Origin of the sequence: Endozoicomonas sp. G2_2 (assembly GCF_017744135.1) — a bacterium.
GTDB lineage: Bacteria > Pseudomonadota > Gammaproteobacteria > Nevskiales > Salinisphaeraceae > Salinisphaera.
The window spans coordinates 319,816-342,672 of sequence record NZ_JAGHQU010000002.1 but is presented as its reverse complement, the minus strand read 5'-3'; the positions used below and the strand labels follow the sequence as shown (position 1 = coordinate 342,672).

23 protein-coding genes are annotated in these 22,857 nt (G+C 63.7%); 12 read left to right on the top strand and 11 right to left on the bottom strand.

The features are described 5' to 3' along the window. The first annotated feature begins 92 nt into the window (after window positions 1-92). The 8 genes from surE (at window position 93) to recJ (ending at window position 8,952) form a co-directional block, all read left to right on the top strand. Window positions 93-842 (top strand): 5'/3'-nucleotidase SurE, encoded by a 750-nt coding sequence (gene surE / locus J7355_RS03765; protein ID WP_209060048.1) that lies wholly within the window; start codon window positions 93-95, stop codon window positions 840-842. Next, window positions 824-1,531 carry a protein-L-isoaspartate(D-aspartate) O-methyltransferase gene (locus tag J7355_RS03760; RefSeq protein ID WP_247739738.1) on the top strand — a complete coding sequence of 236 codons (708 nt, stop codon included), beginning with the start codon at window positions 824-826 and terminating at the stop codon, window positions 1,529-1,531. Before surE ends, J7355_RS03760 begins: the two co-directional genes overlap by 19 nt. A 56-nt stretch (window positions 1,532-1,587) precedes the next feature. Further along, entirely contained in the window at window positions 1,588-2,163 is a 576-nt protein-coding gene (locus J7355_RS03755; protein WP_209060047.1) for a YqaA family protein, read from the top strand. Further along, window positions 2,160-3,071 (top strand): peptidoglycan DD-metalloendopeptidase family protein, encoded by a 912-nt coding sequence (locus tag J7355_RS03750; RefSeq protein ID WP_209060046.1) that lies wholly within the window; start codon window positions 2,160-2,162, stop codon window positions 3,069-3,071. Before J7355_RS03755 ends, J7355_RS03750 begins: the two co-directional genes overlap by 4 nt. 111 nt (window positions 3,072-3,182) lie before the next feature. Then, window positions 3,183-4,394: an alanine transaminase gene (alaC, locus tag J7355_RS03745; RefSeq protein ID WP_209060044.1), complete on the top strand. Its 1,212-nt coding sequence runs from the start codon at window positions 3,183-3,185 to the stop codon at window positions 4,392-4,394. A gap of 38 nt (window positions 4,395-4,432) precedes the next feature. Continuing rightward, window positions 4,433-5,746: a homoserine dehydrogenase gene (locus tag J7355_RS03740; protein WP_209060043.1), complete on the top strand. Its 1,314-nt coding sequence runs from the start codon at window positions 4,433-4,435 to the stop codon at window positions 5,744-5,746. A 16-nt stretch (window positions 5,747-5,762) separates the two neighbouring features. Continuing rightward, entirely contained in the window at window positions 5,763-7,151 is a 1,389-nt protein-coding gene (thrC, locus tag J7355_RS03735; protein WP_209060042.1) for a threonine synthase, read from the top strand. Window positions 7,152-7,227: 76 nt separating this feature from the next. Next, complete coding sequence (gene recJ, locus J7355_RS03730) at window positions 7,228-8,952, top strand: single-stranded-DNA-specific exonuclease RecJ (RefSeq protein WP_348522992.1); 1,725 nt, start codon at window positions 7,228-7,230, stop codon at window positions 8,950-8,952. 46 nt (window positions 8,953-8,998) lie between these two features. On the opposite strand, the gene J7355_RS03725 is transcribed toward recJ, so the two are convergent. The 6 genes from J7355_RS03725 to sufB all read right to left on the bottom strand — a co-directional run bounded on the left by J7355_RS03725 (window position 8,999) and on the right by sufB (window position 14,799). Further along, a complete protein-coding gene (locus J7355_RS03725; protein WP_209060041.1) occupies window positions 8,999-9,295 on the bottom strand; it encodes a hypothetical protein in 297 nt (98 codons plus the stop codon). Between the two features lie 58 nt (window positions 9,296-9,353). Next, window positions 9,354-9,674: a non-heme iron oxygenase ferredoxin subunit gene (locus J7355_RS03720; RefSeq protein WP_209060040.1), complete on the bottom strand. Its 321-nt coding sequence runs from the start codon at window positions 9,672-9,674 to the stop codon at window positions 9,354-9,356. Between the two features lie 195 nt (window positions 9,675-9,869). After that, complete coding sequence (locus tag J7355_RS03715) at window positions 9,870-11,120, bottom strand: cysteine desulfurase (protein ID WP_209060039.1); 1,251 nt, start codon at window positions 11,118-11,120, stop codon at window positions 9,870-9,872. 21 nt (window positions 11,121-11,141) lie between these two features. Then, entirely contained in the window at window positions 11,142-12,470 is a 1,329-nt protein-coding gene (gene sufD / locus J7355_RS03710; protein ID WP_209060037.1) for a Fe-S cluster assembly protein SufD, read from the bottom strand. After that, window positions 12,467-13,228, bottom strand: coding sequence for a Fe-S cluster assembly ATPase SufC (sufC, locus tag J7355_RS03705; RefSeq protein ID WP_209060035.1), 762 nt, complete (start codon window positions 13,226-13,228; stop codon window positions 12,467-12,469). The genes sufD and sufC overlap by 4 nt, the downstream gene beginning before the upstream one ends. An 83-nt stretch (window positions 13,229-13,311) precedes the next feature. Continuing rightward, window positions 13,312-14,799: a Fe-S cluster assembly protein SufB gene (sufB, locus tag J7355_RS03700; RefSeq protein WP_209060033.1), complete on the bottom strand. Its 1,488-nt coding sequence runs from the start codon at window positions 14,797-14,799 to the stop codon at window positions 13,312-13,314. A gap of 205 nt (window positions 14,800-15,004) precedes the next feature. Between sufB and J7355_RS03695 the strand changes: the two genes are divergently transcribed. The 3 genes from J7355_RS03695 to J7355_RS03685 all read left to right on the top strand — a co-directional run bounded on the left by J7355_RS03695 (window position 15,005) and on the right by J7355_RS03685 (window position 16,303). Next, entirely contained in the window at window positions 15,005-15,445 is a 441-nt protein-coding gene (locus J7355_RS03695; RefSeq protein ID WP_209060031.1) for a DUF3015 family protein, read from the top strand. A gap of 124 nt (window positions 15,446-15,569) precedes the next feature. Next, on the top strand, window positions 15,570-16,025 hold the full coding sequence (locus tag J7355_RS03690) for a thioesterase family protein (RefSeq protein WP_209060030.1): 456 nt from the start codon (window positions 15,570-15,572) through the stop codon (window positions 16,023-16,025). A gap of 2 nt (window positions 16,026-16,027) precedes the next feature. Next, window positions 16,028-16,303, top strand: coding sequence for a SelT/SelW/SelH family protein (locus tag J7355_RS03685; RefSeq protein WP_209060029.1), 276 nt, complete (start codon window positions 16,028-16,030; stop codon window positions 16,301-16,303). A 91-nt stretch (window positions 16,304-16,394) separates the two neighbouring features. On the opposite strand, the gene J7355_RS03680 is transcribed toward J7355_RS03685, so the two are convergent. The 3 genes from J7355_RS03680 to J7355_RS03670 all read right to left on the bottom strand — a co-directional run bounded on the left by J7355_RS03680 (window position 16,395) and on the right by J7355_RS03670 (window position 20,004). Then, window positions 16,395-16,811 carry a DUF3293 domain-containing protein gene (locus tag J7355_RS03680; protein WP_209060028.1) on the bottom strand — a complete coding sequence of 139 codons (417 nt, stop codon included), beginning with the start codon at window positions 16,809-16,811 and terminating at the stop codon, window positions 16,395-16,397. Between the two features lie 66 nt (window positions 16,812-16,877). Beyond that, a complete protein-coding gene (locus tag J7355_RS03675) occupies window positions 16,878-19,343 on the bottom strand; it encodes an acyl-CoA dehydrogenase (RefSeq protein ID WP_209060027.1) in 2,466 nt (821 codons plus the stop codon). 13 nt (window positions 19,344-19,356) lie between these two features. Further along, on the bottom strand, window positions 19,357-20,004 hold the full coding sequence (locus J7355_RS03670; protein WP_209060026.1) for a TetR/AcrR family transcriptional regulator: 648 nt from the start codon (window positions 20,002-20,004) through the stop codon (window positions 19,357-19,359). A 355-nt stretch (window positions 20,005-20,359) separates the two neighbouring features. Between J7355_RS03670 and J7355_RS03665 the strand changes: the two genes are divergently transcribed. Beyond that, window positions 20,360-20,800, top strand: a complete 441-nt coding sequence (locus J7355_RS03665; protein WP_209060024.1) for a thioesterase family protein — start codon at window positions 20,360-20,362, stop codon at window positions 20,798-20,800. A 25-nt stretch (window positions 20,801-20,825) separates the two neighbouring features. Here the strand turns inward: J7355_RS03665 and J7355_RS03660 are convergent, their stop codons facing one another. Beyond that, a complete protein-coding gene (locus J7355_RS03660; protein WP_209060023.1) occupies window positions 20,826-21,452 on the bottom strand; it encodes a nitroreductase family protein in 627 nt (208 codons plus the stop codon). Between the two features lie 8 nt (window positions 21,453-21,460). Next, on the bottom strand, window positions 21,461-22,843 hold the full coding sequence (purB, locus tag J7355_RS03655) for an adenylosuccinate lyase (RefSeq protein WP_209060170.1): 1,383 nt from the start codon (window positions 22,841-22,843) through the stop codon (window positions 21,461-21,463). Window positions 22,844-22,857: the final 14 nt, after the last annotated feature.

Below are 22,857 nucleotides of genomic sequence, written 5' to 3'. Positions count from 1 at the left end.
TCCAAGCAGGAAGCCGCCAAGATAGGCTATGCTAGCGAGCCTGCAGCGTGCTTGCACGTGCCGGTTTTCACGCACTTTCCTGAAACCCTTGCATGCGATTACTGCTGAGTAACGATGACGGATGTCATGCGCCCGGCCTTACGGCCCTGCGCGCGGCGATGGCCGAGATCTGCGACGACATGGTCACGGTCGCCCCCGACCGCAACCGCAGCGGCGCCAGCAACTCCCTGACGCTGGAGCGCCCGTTGCGCGTCAACCGGGTGGCCGACGGTCTGTACTCGGTCGACGGTACACCGACCGACTGCGTGCATCTGGCGACCACCGGCCTGTTCGAGCAGGACGCCGACATGGTCGTGTCGGGCATCAACCAGGGGGCGAACCTCGGCGACGATGTGCTGTACTCGGGTACGGTCGCGGCGGCCACCGAAGGCCGCTCGCTGGGGCTGCCCGCGGTCGCGGTATCGCTGGTCGGGGAAAACCCGCGCCACTACGATACGGCAGCCCGGGTCGCCGTCTCCGTGGTGCGCCTGCTCATCGACCATCCGTTGCCCAACGACACCATTCTGAACGTCAATGTGCCGGACCTGGCGTTCGGCGAGCTCGGCGGCTACGCGGCCACCCGGCTCGGCAATCGCCATCGCGCGGAACGGCTGGTGGAAGACAGCGACCCGCGCGGTCGGCCGATCTTCTGGATCGGCCGGGCCGGCGGCGAGGCCGATGCCGGCCCCGGTACCGACTTCCACGCGGTCGCCCAGGGGCAGGTGTCGATCACGCCGATCCAGATCGATCTCACGCAGCACAGCGCGGTATCGAGCGTCGGCGAATGGGTGCAGAGACTGTGAACGCGCACGACAAACACCCCCACGTGCGCGGTTTCGGCATGGCGTCGGCGCGCAGCCGTGCGCGACTCGTGGAGCGCCTGCGCGGCCTCGGTATCGACGACGAGACCGTGCTGGCAGCGATCGAAAAGGTGCAGCGTCATCAGTTCGTCGACGAGGCGATGACCAGCCGCGCCTACGACGATACCGCGCTGCCCATCGGTTACGGCCAGACCATCTCCCAGCCTTATATCGTCGCGCAGATGACGAGTCTGCTCATCGCCGAGGGTCGGCCGGAGAACGTGCTGGAGATCGGCACCGGCAGCGGCTACCAGGCCGCGGTGCTGGCCGAGATTCTGCCGTCGATCTATACCGTGGAGCGTATTCAACCGCTGTATGAACGCGCCCGCCGACGGTTCGCGGAACTCGGCTATCGCAACGTGCGGGCCCGGCTGGCGCGCGATGGCGTGCTCGGACTGCCGGATTACGGGCCCTTCGATGCAATTCTGGTAACCGCTGGCGCGGAGCGGTTGCCCAAGGCACTGTATGCGCAGATCGCCGACGGCGGGCGCATGATCGTGCCGGTCGGCCCGAGCGGCGATCAGCGTCTCATGGTGATTTACCGCGATGGCGCGAACTATCGCGAGCAGGCGCTGGACGCGGTGAGCTTCGTGCCGCTGATCGAACAGCGGGCCGACGAGCGCATCGGATGAAGCCCGATCTGGCCTCTCGCGTGTCGTCGACGCGCACCCGCGCATAGGATCTGCCCATGTTTCGACGTCTCTACGAGGCCGTGGTTCGCGCTTCCGGGCATCGGCGCGCGCCGTCGTTGCTCGCGTTGCTGGCATTTGCGGAATCGTCCTTTTTCCCGATTCCGCCCGATGTCATGCTCGCGCCCATGGCGCTTGCCCGGCCGCGGCGGGCGTGGTGGTTTGCGCTGATCACCACGCTGGCTTCGGTCGCCGGCGGCATTCTGGGTTACTGGATCGGAGCGCTGTTTCTCGACGCGTTACTGCCGTGGCTGAAGGATCTCGGGTATTTTCATGCCTATGAGACCGCCCGCGACTGGTTCGACGCCTACGGCTTCTGGGCCATCCTGCTGGCCGGCTTCTCGCCGATTCCCTACAAGGTGTTCACGATCGCGGCCGGGGCCGTCGCCATGCCGTTTCTGCCGTTCCTGCTCGGTTCGGCCGTGGGGCGGGGCGCGCGCTTTTTCTTGGTTGCGGGGCTGGTACGCTGGCTCGGGCCGGTGTTCGAGCAACGCCTGCTCAAGTATATCGACTGGATCGGGTGGGCCATCGTCGCCGTGATTGTCATCGTGATCGCCGTACTGAAGCTGCAATGAAACGCCTTGCGCTCGTACTGTCTATCGTCATCGTGGTCGCGGGCTGTTCGCTGCGCGGCGCCATGCGCCCGGATGTCTACACCGTCAAGCGCGGCGACACGCTATCTCGCATCGCGGCGACCTACGGGCTGAACTGGCGCGATCTCGCGCGCTGGAACCAGATCGGCCCGCCTTACCGGATCGAGGTCGGGCAGCGGATTTCGCTCGATCCGTACCCGCCGCTGGACTACTCCGCGTCGCGCACGACAAGCCGCGCCCCGGCACCGCCCGCACCCCGACAACCGCGGGTGGCGCGCGCGCCGCAGGATTCGCGCGCTGCCCAGGAGGCCGCGATTCAGGCTTCCACGCCGCAACTCACGCGCACGATCGAGCACGTCGACAAGCCCGATACCGGCCGGCCCACGACACCGCGCCCGCAACCGCGCTCCGAGCCGCCGCAAGAAACGATGGCCGAGAACGAAGTCGCGACCGAGGCGCAGATCAACAAGGCCAGCGAGCAGGCGCCGGTCCAGCCCACGCGCACCGGCGGGCCGAGCGAGGACGGCTGGCAGTGGCCGGCCAGCGGCTCGATCATCCGCGGCTATGCCGCTCAGCGCACCCGCCAGGGCATCGATATCGGCGGACGCGAAGGCTCGCCCGTCTATGCCGCATCGAGCGGGCGCGTCGTATACAACGGGACCGGCCTGAAGGGCTACGGCAAGCTCATCATCATCAAGCACGACGAGGAGTATCTGTCGGCGTACGGTTTCACGCGCAACACGCGGGTCGCGCAGGGTCAGGATGTGGCCGTGGGCACGCGCATCGCCGACATGGGGCTGGGCCCCCAGAACAAGCCCATGCTCCATTTCGAGATCCGGCGCGACGGGCGGCCCATCGACCCCGCGAGCGTCTTGCCGAACGAGGACTGAGCGGCCTCTGCATCCGGTAGTCGCACCTCGGCGATTCTGGCAAACTGCGGCGCTTGCTTTTTGCGTTCGCTGATCCACCGAGTCACTCACGACTCTTCAAGCCGATCGACCATGTCAAACCCGTCGCCCAAGTCTGAATTCGCGCGAATCAATCGCCTGCCGCCGTATGTGTTCGGCATCGTCAACGAACTCAAGCAGGCGGCGCGAGCGCGGGGCGAGGACATCATCGATTTCGGCATGGGCAACCCCGATCAGCCGACGCCCGAGCATATCGTCAACAAGCTCGTCGACGCGGCCCAGCGTCCGGATACCCACCGCTATTCGGTATCCAAGGGTGTGCCGCGGCTGCGTCTGGCGATCTGCGACTGGTACAAGCGTCGGTTCGACGTGGATCTGGATCCGGATACCGAGTCCATCGTCACGATGGGTTCCAAGGAAGGTCTGGCGCATCTCATGCTCGCCATTCTCGAGCACGGCGATCAGGTGCTGGTGCCCAATCCCGCGTACCCGATTCATCCCTACGGCGCGGTGATCGCCGGGGCGGACGTGCGCCACGTGCGGATGATGCCGGACACCGACTTCTTCGCCGAGCTGGAAAAGGCGATCAAGGAATCCTGGCCGCGCCCGAAGATGATGCTGCTCAATTTTCCGGGCAACCCCACCACGCAGTGCGTGGAACTGGAGTTCTTCGAACGCTGCGTGGAGATGGCGCGCGAGTACGATCTGTGGATCGTGCAGGATCTGGCGTACGCGGACCTGTGCTTCGACGGCTATGAAGCGCCGTCTATCCTGCAGGTGCCGGGCGCCAAGGACGTGGCGGTCGAGTGTTACACGCTCTCGAAGAGCTACAACATGCCCGGCTGGCGTGTCGGCTTCATGTGCGGCAACAGCACGCTCATCGCCGCACTGGCGCGCATGAAATCCTATCTCGATTACGGCATGTTCACGCCGGTTCAAGTGGCCGCGATCGCCGCGCTCAACGGTCCGCAGGAATGCGTGACCGAGATCCGCGACATGTATCAGAAACGCCGCGACGTGCTATGCGACGGCCTCAACGATATCGGCTGGCTGGTCGATCGGCCCAAGGCGACGATGTTCGTCTGGGCGCCGATCCCGGATCCTTATCTGCCCATGGGGTCGCTCGAATTCACCAAGAAGCTGCTTGCGGACGCCGATGTGGCCGTGTCCCCGGGGATCGGCTTCGGCGAATACGGCGACACGCATGTGCGTTTCGGCCTGATCGAGAACGAGCAGCGCACCCGTCAGGCGCTGCGTAATATCAAGCGCATGTTCAAACGCGACGGGCTGATCGACAGCCTGTAGTGCGCGCCGCGAGCGGCGACGACCAGAAGGAGACGCAAGTGCAACCGGTCAACGTGGGACTACTCGGGCTCGGCACCGTCGGTGCCGGCGCCGTCAATCTGCTCGAACGCAACGGCGCCGAGATCACGCGTCGCGCGGGCAGGGCGATTCGCGTCACCCGCGCGGCCGTGCGCAACCCGGACAAGGCGCGCGAGTGCGCCACGGCCGACATCCAGATCGGCACCGACTGCAACGCGATCGTCACCGACCCCGACATCCACGTGGTGCTCGAGCTGATCGGCGGCGACACCGAAGCCTATGACCTGGTGATGGCGGCGATCGCCAACGGCAAGCATGTGGTCACCGCGAACAAGCATCTGATCGCGCTGCATGGCAACGAGATCTTCGCGGCCGCCGACGAGGCCGGGGTGGTGGTGTCCTTCGAGGCGGCCGTTGCCGGCGGCATTCCGATCATCAAGGCCATGCGCGAAAGCCTGGCCGCGAACCATATCGAATGGGTCGCCGGCATCATCAACGGCACCGGCAATTTCATCCTCAGCCAGATGATGTTCGAGGACCAGAGCTTCGAGGATGCGCTCGCCGATGCCCAGCGGCTCGGCTTCGCCGAGGCGGACCCGACCTTCGACGTGGAAGGTATCGATGCGGCCCACAAGCTCGCGATCATCGGCGCGATCGCCTTCGGTATTCCGCTGTCCTTCGACAAGATCTTCACCCAGGGCATCCGCGACATCGATAGCGTCGATATCGAGTACTGCGCGGAACTGGGTTATCGCATCAAGCATCTGGGTATCGCACGGCGCCAGGACACGGGCGTGGAGCTGCGTGTCCACCCGACGCTCGTGTCGCAGAAAGCACTGCTGGCGAACGTCGAAGGCGAGAAGAACGCCATCATGGTCCATGGCGACGCAGTCGGCCCGACCGTCTATTACGGCGCCGGCGCCGGGGCAGGGCCAACCGCTTCGTCGGTGGTCGCGGACCTCATCGATACCGTGCGCATCATGAGCGTCGACCCGTCCGGACGCGTGCCGCATCTGGCATTCCAGCCGGACCAGATCACCGATGAGCCGGTCCTCGCATCCGAGGATTTCGTCTGCGGGCATTATTTCCGCGTGCAGGTCGCCGACCAGATCGGCGTCATGGCCGAGATCACCCGCGCGCTGGCGGAACAGCAGATCGGCATCGAGGCGATTCTGCAGAAGGACCCGCCGACTGCCGAAGACGACGCGCGCGTGATGATCGTGACCAAACCCGCGCGCGAGCGCAGTCTCATGCAGGTGCTCGACCATATCCGCGCCTTGCCGTACACCCGCGACGGCGTGGTGCACATGCGCGTTGCCCAGTTCGAAGACTAGGAGCGCCGGACTCTCGATGCGCTATATCAGCACCCGGGGCAGCGCGCCCGCATTGAACTTCGAGGAGGTCGTGCTCACCGGCATGGCCGGCGACGGCGGGCTGTACGTGCCCGAAACCATTCCGCAGTTCACGCACGACGAGCTGGCGGCGATGGCGGGACTGCCGTATACCGAGATCGCGTTTCGGGTGATGAAGCCGTTCGTCGGCGGCGAGATCGATGACGCCACCTTCCGCGAAATCATCGATGCGTCGTATGCGACCTTCAAGCACGACGCCGTGGTGCCGCTCAAGCAGCTCGACTGCAACCACCATCTGCTCGAGCTGTTCCACGGGCCGACGCTGGCGTTCAAGGATGTGGCACTGCAGCTGCTGGGGAGACTGCTCGATCACTTCTTGGCCAAACGCGACCAGAAAGGCGTGATCATGGGCGCGACGTCCGGCGATACCGGCTCGGCCGCTATCGAGGGCTGTCGGCATTGCGACAACCTCGACATATTCATCCTGCATCCGCATGAGCGCGTGTCGGCGGTGCAGCGCCGTCAGATGACGACCGTGCTCGCGGATAACGTGCATAACATCGCCATCGAAGGCAATTTCGACGATGCCCAGGCGATGGTCAAGGCAAGCTTTGCCGATCAGGGCTTCCTACAGGGCACCCAGCTGATCGCGGTCAATTCGATCAACTGGGCTCGGATCATGGCTCAGATCGTGTATTACGTAGCGTCCGCGGTGGTCCTCGGCGCCCCGCATCGCGAAGTCAGCTTCTGCGTGCCCTCGGCCAATTTTGGCAATCTGTTTGCCGGCTATATGGCCAAGCGCATGGGCCTGCCGGTCAAGCAGTTCGTGATCGCGACCAACGCAAACGACATCCTGCATCGCACGATTACGGACAACGACTTTTCCAAAACGGAGCTCAAGCCGACGCTGGCGCCGTCCATGGATATCGTGGTGTCGTCGAACTTCGAACGGCTGCTGTTCGAAGCCTACGGCCGAAACGGCAAAGATGTGGCCGATCTGATGGGTCGTTTCGCCCAGTCGCCGACGTCGCTGCACGAAGCGCCACTGGCCGAATTGCGTAAGCTGTTTTCCAGCCACAGCGTCGGCGACGACACGATTCTGGAAGTCATCCGGGAAGCATTCGAGCACACTGGTGAACTCCTCGACCCGCATACTGCGACCGGCTATCGCGCGGCGCAGCGTGTCCGTGCGGACGAAACCACGCCCATGATCACACTTGCGACCGCACATCCGGCCAAGTTCGAAGAGGCAGTGGTCAAGGCAGGGTTCGAGGGTGCGCCCTTGCCCGAGAACATGCACGATCTGATGTCGCGCGACGAACGCTACGACGTCTTGCCTGCCGAGTTGAAGGCAGTGCAAGCCTACGTGGCCGAGCATCGGCACTAGCAGCCGGCGGCGTGCAAGCGCCGCCGGCTGCTCGTGCCGCCTGCCGGATGGGGCATACAGCCGGGTTCAAGACGCCGTGAGCCGTGACACGCCCGTTACCGCCCGCATCGTCGAGCGTGAGGTCGATATTGCCGCGGCGCTCGCAGACGTGGGCCCGCCCTTATTGCAGCGCCTCTATGCCGGGCGGGGCGTACGCTCACCCGACGAGCTGGACTACGGCCTGCGTCACCTGCCGCACTATTCGACATTCAAAGGCATCGACTCAGCCTGTGATCTGATCGAAAGCGCCATGCACGGCGGCCACCGTATTCTCGTGGTTGGGGATTTCGATGCCGATGGCGCCACCAGTACCACACTGGTTTGTGACGCGCTGGAAGCCATGGGCGCACGCCGCGTTTCATATTTTCTGCCACATCGGGCACGCCATGGTTATGGCTTGTCGCCTGCTGTGGTCGAAGCGGTCGGTACGGGCGAGCAGGGCGACCTCATCATCACGGTCGATAACGGCATCGCCAGCATCGCCGGCGTGGAGGCCGCACAAGCGGCCGGTTGGCGGGTCGTGGTCTGCGATCACCATCTGCCCGGCGATACGCTGCCGGCCGCCGAGGCCATCGTGAACCCGAACCAGCCGGGCTGCGAATTCAAGGGCAAGGCCCTGGCCGGTGTTGGCGTAGCCTTCTATTTGATGGCGGCCGTACGTGCCCGCCTGGCCGAAACACAGCCGGAACGAGCGCTCCCGAGGCTGAGCGACTATCTCGATCTGGTCGCGGTCGGTACGGTTGCGGATGTCGTCGTGCTCGACCATCTCAATCGGATGCTCGTCAGCCAGGGGTTGCGTCGTATACGCCAGGGAAAGGCGCGGCCGGGCATCGCCGCGCTCATCGAGGTCGCCGGACGCGACGCGGCGCGGCTTAACGCTGCGGATATCGGCTTTGCGGTGGGCCCACGGCTGAATGCGGCCGGTCGGCTCGAAGATATGTCGATCGGCGTTGCCTGTCTGCGCGCAAGCGATACACCGACCGCTACGTCCAAGGCCAGCGAACTCGCCGCTATCAATCGCCAACGCCAGAGCGTGCAACGGCGTATGCAAAGCGATGCCGACAACGCACTCGCCAAGCTAGACCGCGCGCCGGCAGAACGCGCGGCGCTGGTCGTCCATAGCGACGATTGGCATGAAGGCATTGTGGGTTTAATCGCCTCGCGTCTGCGCGAGCACCACGGCCGCCCGGTGGTCGCGTTCGCGCCAGGGGCCCACGGATTGCTCAAGGGCTCGGCACGCTCGATCGCCGGTTTGCATATTCGCGATGCGCTGGCCGCCGTGGATGCGCGTCATCCCGGCTTGATCACCCAGTTCGGTGGTCATGCCCAGGCTGCCGGGCTTGTTCTGTCGCCCGATGCACTCCATGAGTTTGAGCAGGCCTTCGAAACAACCGTCGCCGCGCGTTTGACGCCGGCCATGCTGAGCCCGGACATCGTCACCGACGGGTCGCTCACCGCGCAGGAGCTGAATCTCGATACCGCGCGGTTGCTTGAGGCCAGCGGGCCATGGGGCAATGGTTTCGAAGAGCCGCTGTTCCACGGCCTGTTTGAAGTCGTATCGCAACGCATTGTCGGCGAGCGCCACCTGAAGCTCGAGGTTCGACATCCGCAGGCCAGCACTACCATCGAAGCAATGGTCTTCAACCAGGCCGATCTGCTGGAAACCGGAGCAGTGTATCGGCTGGTATATCGATTGGCGGTCAATGTGTTTCGCGAACGCATGAGCGCGAATCTCATTGTCAGCGCGGTTCGCCGGAACTGACAACAGGCCCGCGCGCGGGGCGCGCGTTCATTCATCGGAACGAACGCTAGCCGCCCTCAAGGCTGGCTACCAGTTGCAGCTGGGCGACGAACATGAGCGCGGGCACGCCGATGAGGATGGCCAGCCAGAGGAGTATCTGGTCTGAAAAACGATCGAGTAGCCAGAAATACACAGCCGCCAGGGCGACGGCAAGCACGCTCTGAATCAGGGCCGCGAACAGGCCGGCTTCTTGAATGGCGATGCCAGAAAAGAAGACGAAAAGGCCCCAGATGCCGGCGAACAAAAAAGGCCGGCCAAACTGGCTGGCCACCCAGCCGAGGAAGATCAGTACAAGTACGCCCATGATCTGTTGCCCCCGGTAAGCTCAGCCGCATGCCGACGCAGGGCGCCAGCGGCCGCTCTCAGTCGAAACGATCGTCGCAGACCTGGACCATACCGTCCTCGACCCGTACCGGAAAGGCGTGGACGTCCTCGTAGGCAGGCGGCGTAAGCGCCTTGCCGTTCTTGATACAGAAACGCGCGCCATGACGCGGGCAGATGATCTCGTCGCCCTCGACTTCGCCGCTGGCGAGTTCGCCGCCGTCATGGGTGCACATGTCCTCGATGGCGTAGTAGTCGCCTTCGCGATAGAACACGGCCACCATCACATCGTCCACGTCGACGACGCGGCACTGGCCTTCCTTGAGTTCGCCGTCCTTGGCGACATCGACCCAGTCCGTCATTGCTTGCTCTCGATTCGGTTAGGGGAAGAATCCCGCGAAAAAAATGTCACGCCAAGGCGCAGAGACGCCAAGAATGCCGCGACATTGCAGACTTTGTGTTTGCTTAGCGCCTTGGCGGCTTTGCGTGAGACCTGTTCGATCCGGCCTGGAGGATAGCGAATACGGCCGGAGCCGTCGGTCCGGATAATCAGCAGCCTAGCCGAAAATCCGCTGCACGCTCTCCAGGCCCTTGATCAGCGCGTCGACGTCGCTGTCGTCGTTGTAGGCGGCGAACGAGGCGCGCGCGGTCGCGGGCACGCCGAAGCGCGTCATCAGCGGCATGGCACAGTGATGGCCGGTTCGAATCGCGACACCGGATTCATCCAGCAGGGTGCCGATATCATGGGCGTGCACGCCGTCCATCACGAAAGAGAGGGTCGCGGCCTTGCCCGGCGCCGTGCCGAAGATGCGCAGGCCATCGATCGCCTGCATGCCGGCCGTCGCACGCTCGAGCAGACGGTGCTCGTGGTGTGCGACCGCGTCGAGATCCACGCCCTCGAGATATTCGATCGCCGCGCCGAACGCTGATGCCCCGGCGATGTTCGGCGTGCCGGCCTCGAACTTGTAGGGCAGCTCGTTCCAGGTCGTACCTTCGAAGGAGACTGTCTCGATCATGTCGCCACCGCCCTGATAGGGCGGCATGTCGTCGAGCAGGGCTTCCTTGCCGTACAGCACCCCGATGCCGGTCGGGCCGAACAGCTTGTGCCCGGAGAAGACATAGAAATCCGTGCCCAGCGCCTGCACGTCGACCGGCATGTGGGCGACGGCCTGGGCCCCGTCGATGAGCGTGATCGCGCCGGCTTCGTGCGCCGCCGCGACCATGTCGGCCACCGGCAGCACCGTGCCCAGCGCGTTCGACACATGTGCGAAGGCCGCGATCGCCGTGCGGTCCGACAGCTTCGCCTTGAACGCCTCGAGCGTCACGCTGCCGTCGTCCTCGACCGGGACCACCACGACTGTCGCGCCCGTCTGTTCGGCGATCATCTGCCAGGGCACGATATTCGAATGATGTTCGAGTTCCGTGACCAGGATTTCGTCGCCCGCTGTCAGGCGCGGTCGCGCATAACATTGTGCGACGAGGTTGATGCCGTCGGTGGTGCCGCGCGTGTAGACGACCTCGGCCCGCGCTCGAGCATTGATGAAGTCCACGAGACGGTCACGCGCGCCTTCGTACTGGCGCGTGGCACGCTGTGACAGCGCATGAATCGCCCGATGCACGTTGGCGTTGGCGTGCCGGTAGTAGTCGTCGCTGGCTTGGATCACGGCCAGCGGCTTCTGCGTGGTGGCCGCGTTGTCGAGATAGGCCAGTTGCACGCCCTGATCCAGCGGTTCCGACAGAATCGGAAAATCCGCCCGGAAACGGGCCGGGTCAAATGTCAGTTGCTTGGCGGCTTCGGCGATGGCCATGGTTTGTCTCTCGCGTTGCGATCAGGCGAGGTCAGCGTAGCTTTCTCCGCCTGGCAGTTTGGACATCAGCGCAGCTTCGACAAAGCGCTCGACCGGCTCGAGGCCGACCTTCTGCACCAGCGCGTTGGCGAAGCTGTAGGTCAGGATCGCGCGTGCACCGTCGTCCTCGACGCCACGGCTCTTGAGATAGAACACCGCATCCTCGTCGAGCTGCCCGACGGTCGAGCCGTGTGCGGCCACCACGTCGTCGGCATAGATCTCGAGTTCCGGCTTGGCGTCCACCTCGGCCTTGTCGGACAACAGCAGCGCATCGCAGCTCAGGTCCGAATCGGTTTTCTGGGCGTCCTTGCGGATAAGTATCTTGCCGTTGAACACGCCGCGCCCGTAATCGGCCAGTACGCCCTTGTAGATCTCGCGCGAAACGCTGTGTTCGGTGTCGTGATCTACGCAGGTGTGGTTGTCCATGTGTTGCCGGCCGGTCGGCACGTAAACGCCGTAGAAATGCACTTCGGCATTCGGGTCGACGAGCCGGGCATGGGTATCCGTACGCGCCAGGCGTCCGCCCAGATCAAAGCCGTGATTGAGCACGCGGCTGTCGCGGGTCTGGTGCGCAAAGAAGCTGGCCACGTGGTAGCCGCGGCTGGACTCCTGCTGTACGCGGCAGCGGGTAAGCTGCGCATTCTGGCCCATGACCGCCTCGGTCACGATGTTGGTGAAGTAGGGCTTGTCGCCCAGACCGACGTAGTGCTCGATGACCGTCGCCTGGCTGCTGGCGTCTATCACGTAGCGATGACGCACCTGCGCCATGCGCTCCTCGTGACCGCCGCTCGACACGGTGATCACGTGGATCGGCTTGTCGGCCGCAGCGTTTGCCGCGAGATGCACGTAGGCGCCGTCGGTGGCGAACGCGGCGTTCATGTCTGACAGACTGCCCGGCTGCGACGCGATCGCTTCCGACTGGACCGTCGCTTCGGCGTCCGACTCCAGATACTCGGCGAACGACTGTACGATCACGCCCTTGGGCAGGCCGTCCAGCATCGACAGGCGCGCACTGAAATGGCCGTCGACGATGACGATGCGATACGCGTCCAGATCTGCCGGCAGGAACGGGGCGAGGGCGTCTTCGGAGACGTCGCCCGCCTCGTCGCTGATCTCGAAGCGACGCTTTTCCACGGGACGCAGGCTGGTGTACTTCCAGTCCTCCTGACGCGTGTCCGGAAAGCCGGCTTCGCCGAAGGCTTTCAGTGCCGCCTTGCGGGCCCGCTTGTTCGCGTCGCTGCCCGGCAGCTGGCGCTCGATACGGGCGTATTCGGCCAGGTAATGGTCGATGAGCGGCGCGATATCGTTCATGAGGGTGCCGTTTCGCTATCGGTTTCGAGATTCACGTAGCCCTGTTCCTCGAGCGTATCGGCCAGTTCGGGACCGCCCGAGCGCACGATGCGGCCGTTGGCGAGCACGTGCACGCGATCGGGCACGACATGCTCGAGCAGACGCTTGTAGTGGGTTACCAGCACGGTGGAGCGCTCGGGCGAACGCAGGCGGTTGATGCCGTCGGCGACGACCTTGAGTGCGTCGATATCCAGACCGGAGTCGGTTTCGTCAAGGATCGACAGGCTCGGCTCGAGCACAAGCATCTGGAAGATTTCGTTGCGCTTCTTCTCGCCGCCCGAGAAATCCTCGTTCACGCCACGCTTGGCCATGTCCATGCTCATGCCGACATGCGCGATCTTTTCGTTGATCATCTGCATGAATTCCATCGCCTCGACCTCGGGCTCGCCGCGATACTTCCGGCGCGCATTAACGGCCGCACGCAGCAGGTAGAGGTTGGAGACGCCCGGAATCTCGACCGGGTACTGGAAACCGAGAAACACGCCTTCGCAGGCTCGTTCGTCGGCATCCAGGTCGAGCAGATCCTTGCCCTTGTAGGACACACTGCCGCCGGTGATGTCGTAATCCTCGCGGCCGGCGAGAATGCTCGCCAGCGTGGATTTGCCGGAGCCGTTCGGGCCCATGATGGCGTGGACTTCGCCGGTCGGAATCTCGAGGTCGACGCCGCGCAGAATCGGCTTGCCCTCGACCTCGGCCTGTAGGTTCTTGATGGAAAGCATAAATTATTTTTAGCGGATTGAACGTGGCAGGCCCGCGCACGCGGCGCGGGCCCGATATTCATTCGCCGGGCTGTCGCGTGCGATCAGCCGACGGCGTTCTCGAGCGTGACGTTGAGCAGCTTCTGGGCCTCGACGGCGAATTCCATCGGCAGCTCCTTGAACACGTCCTTGCAGAAGCCGTTCACGATGAGGTTGACGGCGTCTTCCTCGGAGAGCCCGCGCTGCTGACAGTAGAACATCTGGTCTTCACCGATCTTGGAGGTGGTGGCCTCATGTTCAAGCTTGGCGGTCGAGTTCTTGGTCTCGACGTAGGGGAAGGTGTGGGCCCCGCACTTGTCGCCGATCAGCAGGCTGTCGCACTGGGTGAAGTTTCGCGCGTTGTTCGCGCTCGGCAGGATCTTGACGAGCCCGCGATAAGACTGCTCGCCGCGCGCCGCGGAAATACCCTTGGCAATGATCGTGGACTTGGTGTTCTTGCCCACGTGGATCATCTTGGTGCCGGTATCGGCCTGCTGCATGCCGCGCGTCACCGCCACCGAGTAGAACTCGCCGACCGAGTCGTTGCCGTTAAGCACGCAGCTAGGATATTTCCAGGTGATCGCCGAACCAGTCTCGACCTGGGTCCAGGAGATCTTGGAGCGGTCACCGCGGCAATCGCCACGCTTGGTGACGAAGTTGAAGATGCCGCCGTTGCCGTTCTCGTCGCCCGGGTACCAGTTCTGGACCGTGGAGTACTTGATCTCGGCGTCTTCCTCGGCAACGAGCTCCACCACGGCGGCGTGCAGCTGATTCTCGTCGCGCTGCGGCGCCGTGCACCCCTCGAGGTAGCTCACATGGCTGCCCGGCTCGGCGATGATGAGCGTGCGCTCGAACTGACCCGTGTTTTCGGCGTTGATCCGGAAGTAGGTCGACAGCTCCATGGGGCACTTGACCCCCTTGGGGATATAAACGAACGAACCGTCGGTGAATACCGCCGAGTTCAGACCGGCAAAGAAGTTGTCACCACGCGGCACGACCGAGCCGAGATATTTCTTGACCAGCTCCGGATGCTCGCGGATGGCTTCCGAGATCGAACAGAAGATCACGCCCGCGTCGGCGAGCTTCTGCTTGAATGTCGTTGCCACCGACACACTGTCGAACACCGCGTCCACCGCCACATTGCTGTTGCTGGTGGGGTAGGTGGCGCCTTCGACGCCCGCGAGCATTTCCTGCTCACGCAGCGGAATGCCGAGCTTCTCGTACGTTTCGAGAAGCTTGGGGTCGACTTCGTCCAGGCTCTTGGGCTTGTCCTTGGCGCTTTTCGGGGCGGAATAGTAGGAAATCGCCTGATAGTCGATCGGCTTGTAATGCAGATGCGGCCATTTCGGCGTGCGCATCTGTTTCCACTGCCGGAATGCTTCGAGGCGCCAGTCGAGCATCCACTCCGGCTCGTCTTTCTTGGCCGAAATGAAGCGGATGACATCCTCGTCCAGCCCCGGCGCAACCGTGTCGGATTCCAGGTCGGTGACGAAACCGGCTTCGTATTCGCGCTCGGCGACAAGTGTCTCGACGTCTTCCTGATGTGCGGCCATAGCTGTTTCGATCGTTAGGAAGTATGCGGTTTATCCACCAAGTATAACGCGAATCGCGCGGCTCCCGGCGGCATGCATGACGATGTGTACGATAGTGGGGGTCTATTAAAGCGGTTCAAGGCATTGCCCCACTTCGATTCAGTTGCGGCCGCCCTGAAATCCAGCTTTAATGCCAGTTCTTTACATGACAAACAGGGAGTTCCATATGCGGCCTATGATTCGTCTGGGTGCATTGGCGCTGGCGGGCACGGCTCTCGCCGGCTGTTCGCAGATCACCATCACGTCCGACACCATTGTGGATGGCACCGCGCGCATTGCCGACGCCACCACGAATGCCGTGCAGGGCACCAGCAACGTGACCACCAACACCGCGAATGACGTGGACGCTCGCACGCACGCGGCACGTCGCGAATTCGTCGGTTCCCAGATGGCCATGATCAAGCGCGAAGCCGCGCGTGGCCAGGGCGAAAACCTGGAAACGCTCGCCTACATGATGCATGCCGAAGACACCGCGGCATTCGAGCATCAGGTGCAGGCCAATTACGCGCGCCTGTTCGCTGGCGATGCAGACGCCGAGCAGTGGCTGACCAGCCTGTATGAAATCGTCGGCACGCCGCCCGACATGCAGGTCGCGTCCGCGCGCTAGACCACGCGCGTTGCATACCAGCCGGCATGTCCTGCATGCCGGCTTTTTTGTGTATGGCTGGTGTGCAAGCCCGGCGTCGCGCTAGGCTTGCCCGCGTTTCATTGATCGCTTGAGAGGTCGCGCGATGCCGCGCAGTGACGACTGGGATATTGATGCGCCGTTTGTGACGGCGTTCACCGTGGACGAGTCGCATATCGACCGTCTCGAGCACATGAACAACGCCATGTATCTCACGTTCATGGAGCAGGCGGCCTGGCACCACACCGAAGCGCTGGGCATCGACTGGCAGACCTATGTCGATCTCGATGCCGCCTGTGTCGTGCATCGTCACGAGCTCGACTACCTCATGCCGGCCCATCTCGGCGACGAGCTGGAAGTCGCGACCTGGATCGCCGAGAACGACGGCCGCCTTACCATGTGGCGCGGCTTCCAGTTCCGGCGCGTTGCCGACGGCCGAACCGTGTTCCGCGCACGCACGCAGTACGTCACCGTCAAGCTTTCGAACGGCCGGGCGCGGCGCATGCCGCAATCGTTCGTCGAGGCTTACCGCGCGGTTCCCGGCGCGCCGACCCGCGGCTGATCATGTCTGCCCCGCGCGTCGAAATCCATTACTGCCCCGGTTGTCGCTGGGTCGCCCGCGCCGCCTGGATGGCCCAGGAACTGCTCACCACTTTCGGCGATGCGCTCGGCGAGGTCGCGATCCTGCCGGCCGGCTCGGGCGTGTTCGAGATCCATCTCGACGGCGAACTGCTGCACTCGCGCAAACGCGAGGGCGGCTTTCCCGAAACCAAGCCGATCAAGCAGATGATTCGGGATCGGATCGACCCGGCGCGTGGCCTCGGTCATAGCGACAGGTAAGACACGCCGCACGCCAGTAACAGGATCGGGACCGAAACCGAAAGACCGCCGCTGCGCCAAGGCTGCGGCGCGCCCTGGAATATTCGGCGGGTTAGAGCCATACCAGCGTGACGTCGGCCTGCGCAGGGACGGCGACAATCGCAGCCTGGCCGAAGCGCCGCGCCTGGGCGCGAACTTCGCCTTCGTCGATTCCGATCGCAAGCACCCCGGGCTCGTCGGGCCAGTGGTTGTCGGGGTCTTCATTGACGGTTTCCAGCCAGCCCCCAGCACGCCGGGTGGCCCAGGCGCGTAACAGGGCATGGCGCGCGCGATTACGCTCGGCGTCGATCTGTTCGGCGTTCGGATTGTGGGCAGTCACCAGCCAGGCGCATTGCCCGGACGCGTGGCGTGACATCCAGGTCGCGATCGGCTGAGGGCAGAGCGCGCCGATCGCCAGCACATGGCTGTCGTCGTTGATGAAGACGCGATAGCGGGCGGCCTCGAAGGCTGCCCCCAGATCGTCGGACATGAAAAAGGCCCGAGAGAGAACTCCCGGGCCTTGTACCGTAGAACGCGGTGCGCGTGCCAGCGTGAGCTAGGCGACGCGCGATTCGAGGCGCTTGTCCTCGTGCTGGTGCGAGATCGGGTCCCGCAGATATTCCTTGCTGAACGCGTCCGTGAGGATCGCGTCGTAGCGCAGGTCGTCATACTCCTTGACCTGCTTGGCTTCGGCTTCGGTCAGAACGTTGTTCCTGACCGCGTCCTCGAGTTGCTCATCGATCGTGAAGCCGGACACGTCGCCCTTGGCGATCGCCTTGGCGAAGCTGTCGTACACGCCTTCGACCTCGATCAGCTTGTTGAAGGCCACTTCCATACGGCCGGTGGCACTGTTGGTGCCGGTGCCGAGATAGATGTTGGCGGTCACCCGGTCGCGAAACGCGGACGGCTCGAGGATTGCATCGCCCAGCGCATTGATGAGCTTGTCGCTCGGGCCCTTGTGGCGACGGCCGGTCGGGAAGACCAGCACGCGCATGGCACCGCCGATGAACGCGTTGGGAAAGTTGCGGAAGAACCCGTCGAAGGCCTCCTCGATCTTGTGCAGGCAATCCTCCATCACGTAATGCAGATGGGCGATGTCCTCGGCGTCTTCCTTGCCTTCGTCGTAGAAGTACTTGAGCGTGGCCGAACCGAAGTACAGCTCGGAAAGCACGTCACCCAGACGCGCCGAGAGCAGTTCCTTCTTCTTCAGCTCGCCGCCGAGCATGCCCATGGTGATGTCCGAACAGATCGCCAGCGCCGAGGAGAAACGCTCGAGCTTGCGATAGTAGGGCGCGGCCACGCCATCGACCGGCGCCTTGGCCGTGATCGACCCCGACAGGCCAAACGTCAGCGTACGCGCGGCACGGTTGACCGAATGGCCCACATGCGACCAGAGCAGGTGGTCGAACTCGTCCAGATCGTCGTTACGCGCGGCTTCCATCTCGGGGAAGACATAGGGATGGCAGCGGATTGCGCCTTGGCCGAAGATCATCAGGCTGCGGGTGAGGATGTTCGCACCCTCGACCGTGATCGCGATCGGCACCGACTGATAGGAGCCGAACAGATAGTTGCGCGGGCCCTGCTGAATACCGCGACCACCGTGCACGTCCATCGAATCGTTCACGATCTGACGCATCCACTCGGTCATGTGGTACTTGGCCATGGCCGTGACCACCGACGGCGTGCACTGATCGACGCCGGACGCGGTGAAGATACGCGCGGCCTCCATCTTGTAGTTCAGGCCGCCGATACGCGCGGTGGCCTCCTGCACGCCCTCGAACTTGCCGACCGGTACCTTGAACTGGCGACGGATACGCCCGAACGCGCCGGTCATGCGATAGGCCGTCTTCGACGCGGCCGAGGACAGCGCCGGCAGCGAAATACCGCGACCGGCCGACAGGCATTCGACCAGCATGCGCCAGCCACCGCCGGCTTTTTCCTGGCCGCCGATGATGGCGTCTAGCGGCACGAACACGTCCTTGCCGTAGATCGGGCCGTTCATGAACGCGCCCGGGGCATGACGACGGCCGATCTCCACGCCGGGCTCTTCGGCCGAGATCAGCGCGCAGGTGATGCCGTAGTCCGTCTTGTTCTCGTCGCCGAGCAGGCCCTCCGGGTCATACAGCTTGAACGCCAGGCCGATCACGGTGGCCACCGGCGCGAGCGTGATCCAGCGCTTGGAGAAAGTGAGCTTCATGCCCAGCACTTCTTCGCCGTTGTACTCGCCGCGGCAGACGATGCCGGTGTCCGGCAGCGCGCCTGCGTCGGAGCCGACTTCCGGGCCGGTCAGACCGAAGCAGGGGATCTCGCTGCCGTCGGCCAGGCCGGGCAACCATTTCTCCTGCTGTGCCTTGGTGCCGTAATGCACGAGCAGTTCGCCCGGGCCGAGCGAGTTGGGCACCATCACGGTCACCGCCGTGGTCAGCGAGCGCGACGCGATCTTCGCCACCACCGTTGACTGCGCGACCGCGGAAAAGCCCAGGCCGCCGTGCTCCTTGGGAATGAGCATGGCGAAGAACTTGTTGTCGCGGATGTACTGCCAGCCTTGCTCGGGAATATCCTTGAGCTCGTTCATGATTTCCCACTCGTCGAGCATCTCGCAGAGCGTTTCCGTTTCGTTATCCAGAAACGACTGCTCCTCGGCGGTGAGCTGGGTGCGCTTGAAATCGAGCAGGTACTGCCAATCCGGCTTGCCGCGGAACATCTCGGCTTCCCACCAGGTGCTGCCGGCTTCCAGCGCTTCGCGCTCGGTGTCCGACATCGGCGGCAACACGGCCTTGAAGCCCTTGAAGACCGGGGCGGTGACCAGCTTCTTGCGCAGGCTCGTGCTGTTGAAGATCACCAGAAGCGGTGCGAACACCAGCGCGGCAATGATCACGCCCACCCAGCCGATCGCGCCGACTGCGGCCAGCAGGCCGAAGTAGACGACCACGGCCGCGCTCCAGACCGCCAGGGACGCGCCGACATAGGCCAGCGTCCAGGCAGCCGCTATGGCGACCAGAATGGAAATTAAAGCTGTCATAACAACCTCCGTTTTAGAATTCCTGACCACCGCTGTTGGCAGCCCAGCCGTTAACCGGCGGCGGCGCGTCGGTGGCGGCATCGAGTTCCGAGGGCATGAGACTCACCATCAGAAAACGCACGTATTCGGCGAACGCCGGCTCGTCAGCGCTGGGCCATTCGCCGGGCAGATCACGCCGGATCTGCAGGGCGCCCAGAAACACCGAGAATGTCATCAGCGCCCAGCGCCGTGCGTTGTCGGCCGATAGCCCAAGCGCGGCATAGCTGTCGATGATGAAATCGAGCCGCCGCTTGGAAACGCGTTCGACATAATCACGCACGAATGCCGGCTTGTTGGCGCTGGAAAGCGCCATGTAGACACGGCTGGCCCGTTTGGACGTATTCACCTCGGTGATCAGGCGCTTGATGCGCGCACGTGGATCGACTTCCTGCTGTACGCGCTCGAGCACCTCATCGGTTTCGCGGGCTTCCCAGCGTTTGAGCGCCGCAACGAGCAGGGCCTCGCGGTTCGGGAAATGCCAGTAAAAGCTGCCTTTGGTCACGCCCAGTTCGCGAGCGAGAGGCTCCACCGCCACGCCTTCCACACCACGCCGCCCGATGGCGTCGAGCGCGGCTTCGGCCCAGTCCTGGGCGGTCAGCATCACTTTCTGCGTTTTGGTCATGCGGCGCTGCGTCATAAGACTTCCGTATAATGTTGCTGACTTGTATCGGCGTGTCAATACGCCGGCGTATGGCGGTCGCCGATGGCGTGACGCAACGGCTGCGCCGCGCCATTCGTGCCGCTATTGCCTGTTTGGACTCTGTGGCGCCCCGGCGGGTTCGAACCTGTTCGCGCGTGCGCCTTACGCGTCGCACGGGCAGAGTCCATATAATATGGCGCTCTTGGCGGTGCGCCGCGAGCGAGCGGATCGCTTCGGCAAAGGGACGGCGCGCGGCGCGCCCTGTTCGATGCGACTCGGTGCCGTCCAGGCGCTCGGTCACTGAAAAATGCCCCACAACACGTGCTATGGAGCCTGCATGCGTCAACCGACCCGGTCCGATTACGTCCACTACGTACCGATCACAGTGAAGTGGGGCGAAATGGACAGCCTCGGCCACGTGAACAACACGGTGTTCTACCGTTATTCGGAAGACGGGCGCATCGACTATATCCACATGATCGCCGACGGCGGCGACACCCAGACCAGCGACGGCCCGATTCTGGCCGACCTGCGCTGCAGCTTTCGACAACAGCTGCGTTTTCCGGCGGACGTGGAGATCGGAACGCGTGTCAAGCGCATCGGCCGGGCGAGCTTCGAACTCGAGCAGTGTCTGTTCTTTGCGGAAACCGAGGATGTGATCGCGGTCTACGACACCGTGGTCGTCTGGTTCGATTTCGGCGCCCAGACCAGCATGCGTGTGCCGGAAACCATTCGCGAACGCATTCGCGAGTACGAGGCTGTGCCGCCGGAAGAATAGGGCGGCAAGCATTTCGCGCTAAGCGCTATTCCGTCTCGTACTCGCCTTCGGGAAACCGGTCGCGCATGAATACGTCGTCCAGCGCCAACTGGCCGCTGCGCGGGTGCGCGCCTTTGAGCGTCTTGCCGATGCAGATCATCATGCAGATGCGATGATCTGGCGGCAGGTCGATCAGATGGCCGACCCGCTTGAAGTCGAACCCGTCCATCGGGCAGGAGTCGTAACCCATGGCACGGGCCACGAGCATCGCTGTCTGTGCGGCCATCCCGCAGGAGCGCATGCCTTCATCGCGCTGCAGGGCCTCGTCATCCCGATAGAAGTGCTTGATTTCCCGCACCATGTTATCGGCCACCTGGGCCGGCGCATTGCGCCAGTACCGCTCCGGTGACTTGGCCCAGCTTTTCAGGTCCATGCAGAGCACGAGCAGTAGTGACGACTCGGTGATCTGTGCCTGATCCCAGGCCGCCTTGCGGATCTCGTCGCGCAGCGCGTCGTCCTCGACTGCGACAAAACGCCAGTTCTGAATATTGAACGCCGTTGGCGAGAGCAGCACGTGCTCCATGAGCTCGCGCACCTCGGCGTCCGTCATCCGGTGCTCGGGATCGAAATGACGCACCGAGCGGCGCGTCGCGATCGCTTCGAAAACATCCATCGTCGCGCCTAACCCCGGGTACCGCGAACGGCGTGCGCCTGGTCGGGGGCGTTGCCGACATAATCCTGCGGGCGCATGGCTTTCAGGCGTGCCTTGTCGTCGGCCGGGATGTCGAGGGACTCAATGAACTCGCGCATGGCGTCGGCGTCGATCACCTTGCCGCGGGTCAGCGCCTTGAGCTGTTCATAGGCGCCGCTGATCCCGCGGATACGCATCACGGTCTGTACCGCTTCGGCGAGCACGATCCAGTTGTCTTCCAGATCTGCGTCGAGCCGTTCGGCGTTGGGCTCGAGCTTGTTGATGCCCTTGAGCAACGACGCATAGGCCACACCGCCATGCGCCAGGCCAACGCCGAGATTGCGCAGCACCGTGGAATCGGTCAGGTCGCGCTGCCAGCGCGAAATCGGGAGCTTGGCGGCCAGATGATCCATGATCGCGTTCGCCAGCCCGAGATTGCCCTCGGCGTTCTCGAAGTCGATCGGGTTCACCTTGTGCGGCATGGTCGAGGAGCCGACTTCGCCTTCCACGGTCGCCTGCTTGAAATAGCCGACCGAGATATAACCCCAGACGTCCTTCGCGAAATCCAGCAGCACCGTGTTGATGCGTATCAGCGCATGAAAGAACTCGGCGATGAAATCATGCGGTTCGATTTGCGTGGTCGCGGGGCTGACTTCCAGGTTCATGCCGCGGATGAAGCGGGTGGCGATGCCCGGCCAGTCCGCGTTCGGATAGGCAGCCAAGTGGGCGTTATAGTTACCCACTGCGCCGTTCATCTTGCCAAAGATGGTGACCTCGGCGAGCAGGGCACGCTGGCGGCGCAGGCGCTGCACGAACACCGCCATTTCCTTACCCAGCGTGGTCGGCGAGGCCGACTGGCCATGGGTACGCGAGAGCATGGGCGTCTCCGCCTCGCTTTCCGCGATCGCCGCGATCGCTTCGATCACGCGGTCGATGGCCGGCAGCAGATTGTCGTCGCGGGCATCGCGCAGCATCTGCGCATAGGCGAGGTTGTTGATGTCCTCGGACGTGCAGCCGAAGTGGATGAACTCGTTGACGTGCGCGATTTCTTCGAAATTCTTGATCTTGTTGCGCAGGTAATACTCGACCGCCTTCACGTCATGGTTGGTCGTGTCCTCGATCGATTTCACCTGCTGGCCTTCGCCGATATCGAAATCCGCGATCACGCTTTCGAGGTAGTCGGTCGCCGCCTGAGACAGCGGCTCGATATCGTCCACCTCGGGTTCCGCGGCGAGTGCCTGCAGCCAACGGATCTCGACGATCAGCCGGTAGCGGATCAGACCGTATTCGCTGCAGATCTCGCGCAGATCCCAGGTTTTGTCGGCATAGCGGCCGTCGATTGGGGAAATCGCAGACAGCGCTGTGAGTTGCATGGCCATGGGCACGC